The sequence below is a fragment of the Romboutsia sp. Marseille-P6047 genome (assembly GCF_900604535.1).
In the GTDB taxonomy this organism is placed as follows: domain Bacteria; phylum Bacillota; class Clostridia; order Peptostreptococcales; family Peptostreptococcaceae; genus Romboutsia_E.
In genome coordinates, this window is sequence record NZ_UWOT01000007.1 from 30159 (window position 1) to 41668 (window position 11510).

Here is an 11510-nt window from a genome sequence, read left to right on the forward strand (position 1 = left end):
ATATTCCTTTTTATAGCTTTTATTTTAATTCATCTTCTTAATTATATTTAAAAATAATAAAAAGCAGAACTTACTTTAAAGTTCTGCTTTTATTTACATATATATTAATAAATATCTAAACTATTTCTACATCTAAATTTAGTGCTTTATCTTCTTTTTCCTCTTTTGGTAATACTATATTCAACACAACAGCTATTAAAGCAACAAGCACTAATCCTGAATCTCCAAATATTAATTGTATAGATTCTGGAAGACTTACTAGTACACCAGGAACAAATGATATCCCAACACCTATACCTATTGCTAATGCAACTATTGTACTATTTCTTTCATTTAAAGGCTCGCTAGTTATTAATTTTATACCACTAACTGCTATCATTGCAAACATTGATATACTAGCTCCACCCAAAACACTTGAAGGCATTAACGATATTAATGCTCCAAATTTTGGGAATATAGCAGCTAATACCAGTATACACGCTCCAATACCAACTATGTTTCTATTTATAACTTTCGTCATAGCTATTATACCAACATTTTGACCAAAAGATGTATTAGGCAATACACCAAATATTGATGATACTACACTTCCTAATCCATCTGCCATAACCCCTCCTGATATTTCTTTATCTGTAGCATCTCTTCCTATACCAGAATACGCTATTGCTGTTATATCTCCTACTGTCTCAACTCCAGAAACTATAAATGTAGCTGCTACTGCTATTATAGCGTCTAAATGAAACTCAAATCCAAACTTAAATGGTGTTGGCATTGAAATAATAGATATTGTTGATAATGAACTAAAATCTATTTTCCCCATTGGTATTGCAACTATGTAACCAACTATTAATCCTATAAGTATAGAAGCAAGTTTTGTTATTCCTTTAGTATAATTGCTCATTATTAAAACTGTTATTAATACTATAGTCCCTAAAGCTAAATTTGATAATGAACCAAAATCTTCAGCTCCAACTCCTCCTGCAAAATACTTTATTCCTGTTGGAAGTAAAGAAATGCCCATTGCTAATACAACAGTACCTGTAACTACTGGCGTAAAATATTTTCTTAAACTGCTCATTGATTTCCCAAATAATATCTCAATTAATGCACCTATTAAACACGCACCAAGTATTGCTTCATACCCATACTTTGTACCTATTACAGTTAATACAGGAACAAACCCGAAACTAGTTCCCATAACAATAGGTAACCTTGCTCCAAAAGGTCCAAAGTTATAACATTGCATTAAAGTAGCGATTCCCGATACGAACATTGTACATTGGATTAAAGCTGTTTTATCAGCTAAACTCATATTAACTACATTTGCTATAATTATAAGCGGTGTAACATTTCCCACAAACATAGCTAATATATGTTGTAATCCTAATGGTATCGCCTGTCTAAGCTTAGGCTTACCGTCTAATTGATAAATCACAGAATTTTTTGTAGTCATATTTTATAAATCCCCCAAACTAATTTGTTATTAATTTAATTAAACTATATTTTTCCAATTCACATTACTCAATCATTATAACAATACCTTTTAGATTTATCAATATTATCACGAATATTTTTTATTTTTTTTATAAAAAAATACGTGTTATGTATTTTTAAAGGGCATATTTCAAAATATGTTTTTGATTTTATCTAGTGATAGTATTTAATATTTAAAATAACGAACATTAGCATATACTATACCATATGTACTTATTTTATTTATTATATCTAACATATCTAATATCAAAATATTTTAAAATAGCCCTAAAATTAAATTTTTATCTGCTTTCTCTTATTCTTTCTTCCATTTCTTCTTTAGTTTCTTCTACAATATGTGCTTTTTCAATAATATCTTCTATAGAGGAACTTGCACGAAGTACATCCTTTGTAAATTCAAGCCCATTACTGTAATATTCATTACCAAATCTACTTTCATTTTTCATCGTCATCACTCCTCTAGCAAATAAATTTATCTAACACGGAGGAAATCTTCTTGCTTTTGAAAGTCTATCTCCTAATACATCTGCTACTGTTCTATTAGTGGATACTTCTTCTGCTATTTCTTCTTTAGAATGGTTCTCTTTTAAAAGTTCTTTTATTACTTTATTATTATCAAGTTCTTCTCTTTCATTTCCTTTTTTAGACATTTATATCTTCCTTTCATTGTTATTTTGCTTTATAAGTTTAAATTGTCCATATAAATTAGTTTTACTACTATAAGATTTTTCTATTTTTTATAATTTATATTTATTAACCCTATTATTTATTGTTATATTTTTTTAATGATTCTAATCACCATAAATTTTTATAAATAAAATAAAATAAGTTAAAAAATTATATAATTTTTTAGCTTGTTTTATTTTATTTATATCTTTTTAAAAATTTCTACACCCTTAGTTTTTATCAAGTTCCATATTACTAAATTAATTGTTAATGTAAAAACTATTGGTAATAATAAGTATATATTTAAATTTATTATTTTAAATTTAAAGTATATAAATGCAAACAACCCTATATATAATATAAAAAATATCATAACTCCTATTAATGAAAAGCTTCTTTTTACAACACCAACTTCATTTTTCCAGTTTAAATTAGGGAATAATAAGTTTAAAAATAATCCTAATTCTGATACCAGTATAGCCATTAATGTAATCACTAGGCTTCCAATAATTATAAATAAATAATCAAATTTTAATTTAAAGCTAATTAATATGAAACAAACTAAACTTGCTGGAATACTTATAAATCCAAATTTAAAGCTATTTTACTTTTAAATATATCAACTTATTTTATGGAAGACTTTAATATACATAAAAGTTTTCCTTCTAATGAAATTAGACAGTAAGTAGTACATATTGTCATTATACAAAATAATATTAAACTTATTATTTGAATTTTTATAAAAGCAAAATCTAAATTTAATTGTAAAATATCCGCCATCTTATCTTGACCAAACACTATAATACCAATCGAAAATATACTTAATAGTATACCTATCAGACTAAAGAACATATATATGAATAGAAAAAATATCTTTTTACTTCTTTGAAGTAATGCATATAAACATTTTTTAAATCTTTTTATCTCATATTTTTAGCTTTATAATTTTCGTTCATTCTAGAATTTATAATTTTATATTGTTTAGAAAATAAAACTATAAATGGTATAAATGCAATATTGATATAAATATAAATTTTAATACTAATAAAATATCATTTTTTTCAATCCTTCAATAAAATAATAAGACATAAAATATATCTTTTTTATTGTGTCAGTTACAGAGTTACTATTTTCAATTATATTTTTTAATAATACATCCATTTTGCTAACTAATAATACGTACTGTGCAAGTAAAATTATACTTCCAATTATTAATATTAAACTTTTATGTTTTAACTTAGATGAAATATTTCCTAATAAAAAAGCTATCATTGATGATATTATTATTGGTATTAATGGAACGCATAGAAACATTAATATTAAATTTACTAAATATATTGAGCTTATATCCATTCTTATAAAATATACTATTCCTGGTATAAGTAAAAATGGAACTGTAAATAAGTAGTTAGATATAAGCAACATGAATATTTTGCTTAATAATATTGCTACTTCATTTATGGGTAAACTTATTAAACTTTCAAAATCTTTAGCTTCAAATAAATATGAAGAGCCTTTATATATAGTTGTAATTAAACTAAAAAGCACTTCCCCTGTAAAATCCGCTTATAAGTAGTAAATCCATTAAATTATATTGTATTAAAGTATCACTTATATCTAAGCAAAAATTAAACATCTTATAGATTACATATATAATAAGAATTGAACTAGCTAGTATCATACCTATTATTTTAGTTTTTTCTTTTTTATTTAAGTATTTTATTTTATTTAATCCAAATTCATTTATTATATTTATATTAATTAATAGTCCTAAATTACTCATGTTCAATCATCTCCATAAATAAACTTTCAAGGCTTTTATTCCTTGTGACTTCATCTGTATAACCACTAGTTACTAATTTACCATTTTTTATTATCGCAACCTTGTTACAAATTTTTTCTGCTACATCAAGTACATGAGTAGAAAAGAATATAGCTCCTCCATTTTCACAAAACTCTTTCATCATTTCTTTTAATGTAAATGATGCTTTAGGATCTAATCCAACAAATGGCTCATCTAATATTAGAATCTTAGGTTTATGAATAAGTGCACTTATAATAGCTAATTTTTACTTCATGCCATGAGAATAAGATGATATTAAATTGCCTAAATTATCTTTAATTTCAAATCTATTTGCATAATAATTAATTAGTTCTTCCCTTTCTTTTCTTTCAACTTTAAAAATATTTGATATAAAATTAAGATATTGTATTCCTGTTAAAGACTCATATAGATCAGGATTATCTGGTATATAAGCAATATCAATTTTACATTCTATTGGATTTTTATTTATATCTTTTTTATCAATTAAAATTTCACCTTCTTCAAATTCATGTATACCTACTATACATTTTATAGTTGTAGTTTTTCCTGCACCATTATGACCTATAAATCCAAAGATATCTCCTTTATTTATTTCAAAGCTAATATTATCAATAGCTTTTTCATTACTTTTATAAGACTTAGATAGATTTTTTATACTTAGCATTTTCTCATCCAATTATATATTTTATATTTGCTATATATAATATATAACAACAACTTTTTTATTCAACTAATTTTTAAATTTTCATATTATTATAATAAAAAATACCTTAAGACTATGTAATTTACTTAGTCTTAAGGTATTTTTTTATTTATTTTAAATCTAATTTAGCTATATTTTCTTTCATTATTTTTATAGAATCATCTAATTTAGTTTTTTCACTATTGTCTAATGCTAAATGTATAACTTCTCTAACTCCATCTTGATTTACTATACTTGGCACCGCTATATAAACATCGTCATGTCCATATTCTCCATTTAAGTATGAAGAAACTGTAAGTATACTATTTTCATTTTCAAGTATTGCTTTTGTTATTCTAGTTAAAGCCATACCTATACCATAATACGTAGAATTTTTACACTTAATTATTTCATAAGCTATATTTCTAACAGTATCTTCTATTTCTTCTAACTCATCGAATTTTAAACTTGAATCTTTTTTTGATGCTATTTGATATATTGGTTGTACACCACATAATGCATAACTCCATGGTACAAATTGAGAGTCTCCATGCTCACCCATAACGTATGCATTTATATCCTTTGGATTTACATTTAACTTTTCTCCTAATGTATATCTAAGTCTTGCTGAATCTAAAGTAGTTCCAGAACCTATTACTTTTGATTTATCATACCCTGATAATTGTTGGGCAACATATGTCATTATATCAACTGGATTAGTTGCTATTAATAATATACCATCAAATCCTGATTCCTTTATTTGATCTATTATTGATTTCATTATCTTACTATTTTTATGAAGTAAATCTAATCTTGTTTCACCTTCAAGTTGTATAGCTCCTGCTGTTATACATATAATATATGCATCCTTACAATCACTATAATCCCCTGCATATATATTCATTTTTCTTGGTGCAAAGCTAAGGCCGTGGTTTAAATCTATTGCTTCCCCTCTAGCACGTTCTTTATTTATATCAATTAGAACTAATTCTTCGCATGTACCTTGATTTATCATTGAGTATGCATAACTCATACCTACCATACCTGTTCCAACTATTACTACCTTATTTTTTTTCATATAATTTAACCTCCATTACTCATTAGATTATAATAATTCCCAAAATAATCCAATCTAAAACTTTATCTCACTATTTATTATGCGATTTATTATTTTTTTAATTCTCATCATATAATATAGTTTTACTATATTTTGCATTTTTTTACAACATGTTTGTTTATTAATTATCATGTTTATAACGATATTTAAGTAAATATTTATATTATTATATATAATTTTTTTCCTATTAAGTGTATAATAAAAAGTACTAATTTAGATATTAAATAATAAAAGGAGTTTTTTATGAAAAGTTTTGAAGAATTAAAGTTAAATAATAATTTAATAAACGGACTTAAAAAACAAGATATAACTTCTCCAACTGAGGTTCAATCTCTTGTTTTTAAAAATATACTTGATAATAAAGATATTCTAGTTAATTCTCAAACAGGAAGTGGTAAGACGCTAGCTTACTTATTACCTATGTTTGAAAAAATAGATACTACAAAAAGAGAAACACAAGTATTAGTTCTTGCGCCTACTCATGAATTAGTTGTTCAAATACATAACCAAATAGAGTTATTAGCTAAAAATTCAGGAGTAGAAGTTACTTCTTTACCTATATTCGGGGAAGTAAATATACAAAAGCAAATAAAAAGTATAAAAAATCTTAAGCCACATATAGCTGTAGCTTCTTGTGGTAGAGTTTTAGATTTAATAAAACAAAAAAAATTAAAAGCTCATACTATAAAAGCTATAGTTTTAGATGAAGTTGATAGCTTATTAAGTGGAAATAACATATCTTATGTTAAAGATATTATAAAGTGTACTTTAAGAGATAGACAACTTTTGGGATTTTCAGCATCTTTAAATAATGAAACTATAGATTTATGCAAAGAAATTATGAAAGATCCAATAGTAATAAATGCTACTAAAGAAGTTACTATAAATCCTAAAATAAAACATATGTACTTATTAGGAGAAAGAAGAGAAAAGTTTGACTTACTTAGAAAAGCATTAGCTGCAACTACTCCAAAAAGAGCGATAGTCTTTGTTAACAATGAAAAAAGTATAGAGGTTATAGCCTCTAAATTAAATTTCCATGGATACAAAGCTGTTGGTATATTTGGTGATATGTCTAAAGAAGATAGAAAAAATGCTATAAATGCATTTAGAACTGGTAAAGCTAAAGTTTTAGTATCTTCTGACTTATCTGCTAGAGGCTTAGATGTTGTAGATACTAGTCATGTATTTAACTTAGACTTCCCAGGAAGTAAAAATGAATATATTCATAGAGCTGGTAGAACTGCTAGAGGTAATAGAAGTGGTAACGCTATTTCAATAGTTACTAGAGGAGAACTTGCTGATATTAAAAGATATAAAAGAGAATTTAACATAGATATAAAACCTAAGGTTATAAAATATGGTAAATTCTTTGATTCAAGAGCAAAATAAGTTTAATTTATTTAAAATCCTAACTAATCATTTGATTTCAGTTAGGATTTTTATTTAGCTCAAAAAACTTATAAATTTGTTGTTTTTTAGTTCCATTTCACTTTCTTTTAAAGTATTATATATTATTCTTATAATTTTTGGAGGGTTAACATGGACTTTATTGACAACATAGTTTCAAATAGACTTGGGGGTAAAAACTTTTTTAATGAAAATAAGATATTTAAATTCGAAAAACTAAAAAAAATCAGAGATGAGTTAAAGATAAAATATCCTAATATAAAAATAATAGATATGGGTGTCGGTGAACCAGATAAAATGGCAGATAAATCAATAGTTGATACTTTAAGTATAGAAGCTGCTAAAGAAGAAAATAGATTTTATGCAGATAATGGAATAGAAGAATTTAAAATTGCTGCATGCTCTTATTTAAAGGACGTGTATAATATAGATAATATAAATACATCTAACATTGTCCATGGTATTGGAGCTAAATCTATATTATCAATGCTACCAACATGCTTTATAAATACTGGGGATATTACACTAATGACAGTTCCTGGTTACCCTATAATAGCAAATAATACTAGGTTTGTAGGTGGAAGTGTTTATGAATTAAAACTTTGTAAAGAAAATAATTTTTATCCAGAATTTGAACTTATACCTAATCATATCTTACAGAAATCAAAATTACTATACTTAAATTACCCAAATAATCCAACAGGACAAATAGCAACTAAAGAATTTTATGAACAAGCACTTGAGTTTGCAAAAAAAAATAACATACTTATAGTATCAGATGTAGCTTATGGTCCTTTAGTTTATAATCAAGAAAAACCTTTAAGTATATTTAGCGTAGATAAAAATATGGAGTATTCAATAGAAATACACTCACTATCAAAGGCATTCAATATGACTGGATGGAGATTGGCTTTTTTAGTTGGATCACAAAAATCTATAAAAGTTTTTTCAACAGTAAAAAGTTACTGCGACTCTGGACAATTTAGAGCAATTCAAAAAGCAGGAATATATGCACTTACTCATAAGGAATTAATTGATATAAATATAAAAAGATATGATAGAAGATTTGATTTATTAGTAGATGCATTAAAAGAAGTTGGATTTAAAGTAGAAAAACCAAAAGGAGGTTTTTACTGCTATGTCCCTATTCCAAAAGGAACTAAAGATGGAATAAATTTTAAAGATGCAGAAGAAGCAAGTCATTATATCTTAAATAAAGCCTTCATATCAACAGTACCATGGGATGAGTGTGGAGCATTCTTAAGATTCTCAGTAACCTTCGAAGCAAATTCAGAACAAGAAGAAATAAAAGTAATAAATGATGTAAAACAAAGATTGCTAAATTTAAACTTGGTATTTTAAATTTAAAGATTTTTTATTTTTTCAAAACAATATTAGATAATTAATAATTAATGGATATATTGATTAGTCTGACATCCTAGGGAGTAAGGCATGAAATATAATATTTCATGCCAACCTGTCGGTATATCCGACCCTAAATCAATATATCCATATCATTAATAAGCTAATATCTCAATTCCATCTTCAGTTACAAGAATCATATTCTCCCATTGTGCTGATAAGGAACCATCATCTGTTATTGCTGTCCACTCGTTATCTGCATCAATGTATAAATCAGCCTTACCTTCATTTATCATAGGCTCTATAGTAAACATCATTCCAGGAACTAAAACCATCCCACTTCCTTCTTTTCCAAAATGGAATACAAATGGTTCTTCATGAAAATCAAGTCCAATTCCATGGCCACCAAATTCTCTAACTACGCTGTATCCATTTTCTTTAGCATGTTTTTCTATAGCTGCACCTATATCACCTAAGTATCCCCAAGGCTTAACTGCTTCTATACCTTTTATCATGCATTCTTTAGTAACTTCAACTAACTTTTTAGCTTTATCACTTACTTCACCAATTAAAAACATTCTTGAAGCATCTGAATAATATCCATTATAAATAGTGGATACATCTACATTTACTATATCTCCATTTCTTAATACTACCTTTTCACTTGGTATACCATGACAAATCTCATCATTTATTGACGTACAGCAGCTTTTAGGGAACCCACAGAATCCTAATGGTGCTGGAACTGCGCCTTGAGATATTGTATAATCATGCACAATCTTATCTATATCAGCTGTAGTCATACCTTCTTTTATGTTTTCTGCAACTAAATCTAATATGGCATTATTTATTTTTGCACTTTCTCTTATTTTTTCTATCTGCTCTTTATTTTTTATAAGCTTTCTTGAAGGAACTGTCTTACCTTCTTTTTTTAATTCATCTAACTTTTCATCAAATTTCATATGGCATTTTTTATATTTCTTTTGGCTTCCGCACCAGCAATCATCATTTCTACCTATATTCATAATTTATCTCCCTTCTATTGGCTATAGTTTTATATTATACCTAAATTTAAAACATGTCAAAGAAGCCTTAGTTCCCTAAGACTTCTTTTATTTTATTATATACTTAAAACTGTTATTGCTTTTCTTAACATATAATCTTTTTCAACATCTATATCTAACTTCATTTTTACCACTTGTCTTGCATGTGGAGCCGATTCTATTGGTTCTCCATCTTCATTATACATTTCTAATATAGTTGCATTCATAGTTTCTTTAAATGGTCCTATAACCTCTATCTTATCTCCAACATACATTTTATTTCTTTGTTCTACTATTACAAGTCCACTTTCTTCTTCATGACCTTTAACTAAACCTATAAAGTCATAATTTCTAATATAAGATGCTGATTCATAATTATGAGAATTTGAATCAGGTCTATCAAAGAAGAATCCAGTACTATAATCTCTATGACTTCCTTTTTTAAGTTCTTCTAACCACATTGGATTAAACTCCCAGTTTTCTGGATCTTTATAATATGCATCAATAGCCATTCTATATGCTCTAACTGTAGTAGCAACATAATATGCAGTCTTCATTCTACCTTCTATTTTTAAACTTGTCATACCACTTTCAAATATTTCTGGTATATATTGAATCATACATAAGTCCTTAGAGTTAAAGAAAAATTCTGGATCTATATCTCCTAAAACTTGCTCATATTCACCTGGAGCTACTTCTTCCATTAAAGTATACTTCCATCTACATGATTGAGCACATGATCCTTTATTCGCATCTCTTCCTGTTGTATGATTACTTATTACACATTTACCAGAGTATGACATACACATTGCTCCATGAACAAATGTCTCTATATCCATATCAGCTGGTGTATTTTCTCTTATCTCTTTTATTTCTTTAAAAGATAATTCTCTTGCTGTAACTATTCTTTTAGCTCCTTGCTTGTACCAAAATGCTGCAGAAGCTGCATTTGTTGTACTAGCTTGAGTACTTATATGAATTTCCATATTTGGTATTGTCTTTTTAACAAAACTAAACACCCCTGGATCACTTACTATAACTGCATCAACTCCAATTTCTTGTAATTCTAATAAGTATTCTTCAAGTTGTAATAAATCGTCATTTCTTGGAATTATATTTATTGTAACAAAAACCTGTTTTCCTCTTTCGTGAGCAAAATTTACTCCTTCTATCATATTTTCTTTAGAGAAGTTTTTTGCTGCAGATCTCATTCCAAATATTTCTCCACCTATATATACAGCATCTGCTCCATAAGTAAATGCTATTTTTAATCTTTCTAAATCACCTGCAGGTGCTAATAATTCTACCTTTCTCATATTGTCTCCTTTATATATCAATTTCTTAATTTACACATTTAAAATTTGTTTTATTAAAATACCCAATTAAAAAATTATAAAACGTATTTTGTATATATATCCGATTTGATAATATTTTATATAGTATTATACCATATTTTATTTATGTATTTTAACTTATTATAAATTTTCAAATACTTTATTAATTAAATAATGAAGATAATCATTAATATAAATTTATTAGATATAATTTATATTAATATAAAATTATAGGTCTATCTTCTAAGATAGACCTATAATTTAGTGTTTCATATTCTTTTTAGATTCTTTTTCCATTTGTTTTTTTATTTCTCTAGAAAATTTCTTTTCTTCATATTGTTCCATAAGATCATCTTTTTTCATTTCTATAGATGCCATAGCACCTTTCATATCTGATTTTAAATCACTTGCTGTATGTTTTACTGCATGGCCAACTTTTTGTATGCCTTCTTTTACATCATTTTTCATGTTATTAAGCTCTTTTTGCATTTTATCCATATCAAAGCCTCCTCTAATATTTTTTATTATTTTTTCCAAAAACGATAAAATTATTTGCTTATAACATATATATCAAAAC

The 11510-nt window shown here is 26.2% G+C and carries 12 protein-coding genes and 1 pseudogene; 2 read left to right on the plus strand and 11 right to left on the minus strand.

The window, feature by feature from the left end:
- Window positions 1-115: 115 nt before the first annotated feature.
- From EIH23_RS08695 to EIH23_RS08720, 8 genes and pseudogenes are all read right to left on the minus strand, one after another.
- Entirely contained in the window at window positions 116-1453 is a 1338-nt protein-coding gene (locus EIH23_RS08695) for a uracil-xanthine permease family protein (protein WP_122639904.1), read from the minus strand.
- 322 nt (window positions 1454-1775) lie between these two features.
- Entirely contained in the window at window positions 1776-1940 is a 165-nt protein-coding gene (locus EIH23_RS16315; protein WP_164489028.1) for a hypothetical protein, read from the minus strand.
- Window positions 1941-1970: 30 nt separating this feature from the next.
- A complete protein-coding gene (locus tag EIH23_RS16320) occupies window positions 1971-2144 on the minus strand; it encodes a hypothetical protein (protein WP_164489029.1) in 174 nt (57 codons plus the stop codon).
- Window positions 2145-2362: 218 nt separating this feature from the next.
- The gene (locus EIH23_RS08700) at window positions 2363-2656 is read right to left on the minus strand and encodes a hypothetical protein (protein WP_122639905.1); all 294 of its coding nucleotides are present in this window, start codon (window positions 2654-2656) and stop codon (window positions 2363-2365) included.
- A gap of 545 nt (window positions 2657-3201) precedes the next feature.
- On the minus strand, window positions 3202-3708 hold the full coding sequence (locus EIH23_RS08705) for a hypothetical protein (RefSeq protein WP_122639906.1): 507 nt from the start codon (window positions 3706-3708) through the stop codon (window positions 3202-3204).
- Window positions 3698-3943, minus strand: a complete 246-nt coding sequence (locus EIH23_RS08710) for a hypothetical protein (protein WP_122639907.1) — start codon at window positions 3941-3943, stop codon at window positions 3698-3700. The genes EIH23_RS08705 and EIH23_RS08710 overlap by 11 nt, the downstream gene beginning before the upstream one ends.
- Window positions 3936-4649 (minus strand): annotated as a pseudogene (locus EIH23_RS17110) (ABC transporter ATP-binding protein). The gene EIH23_RS08710 and the pseudogene EIH23_RS17110 overlap by 8 nt, the downstream one beginning before the upstream one ends.
- Window positions 4650-4797: 148 nt before the next feature.
- Complete coding sequence (locus EIH23_RS08720) at window positions 4798-5745, minus strand: L-lactate dehydrogenase (protein ID WP_122639908.1); 948 nt, start codon at window positions 5743-5745, stop codon at window positions 4798-4800.
- A gap of 282 nt (window positions 5746-6027) precedes the next feature.
- On the opposite strand from EIH23_RS08720, the gene EIH23_RS08725 reads away from it, so the two are divergent.
- Both EIH23_RS08725 and EIH23_RS08730 read left to right on the plus strand, forming a co-directional pair.
- Entirely contained in the window at window positions 6028-7176 is a 1149-nt protein-coding gene (locus EIH23_RS08725; protein ID WP_122639909.1) for a DEAD/DEAH box helicase, read from the plus strand.
- A 150-nt stretch (window positions 7177-7326) separates the two neighbouring features.
- Entirely contained in the window at window positions 7327-8556 is a 1230-nt protein-coding gene (locus tag EIH23_RS08730) for an LL-diaminopimelate aminotransferase (RefSeq protein WP_122639910.1), read from the plus strand.
- 155 nt (window positions 8557-8711) lie between these two features.
- Here EIH23_RS08730 and EIH23_RS08735 read toward each other — a convergent pair whose 3' ends face one another.
- From EIH23_RS08735 to EIH23_RS08745, 3 genes are all read right to left on the minus strand, one after another.
- On the minus strand, window positions 8712-9581 hold the full coding sequence (locus EIH23_RS08735; RefSeq protein WP_122639911.1) for a methionyl aminopeptidase: 870 nt from the start codon (window positions 9579-9581) through the stop codon (window positions 8712-8714).
- A gap of 95 nt (window positions 9582-9676) precedes the next feature.
- Entirely contained in the window at window positions 9677-10915 is a 1239-nt protein-coding gene (locus EIH23_RS08740) for a peptidase U32 family protein (protein ID WP_122639912.1), read from the minus strand.
- 279 nt (window positions 10916-11194) lie between these two features.
- Complete coding sequence (locus EIH23_RS08745; RefSeq protein ID WP_122639913.1) at window positions 11195-11431, minus strand: hypothetical protein; 237 nt, start codon at window positions 11429-11431, stop codon at window positions 11195-11197.
- Window positions 11432-11510: the final 79 nt, after the last annotated feature.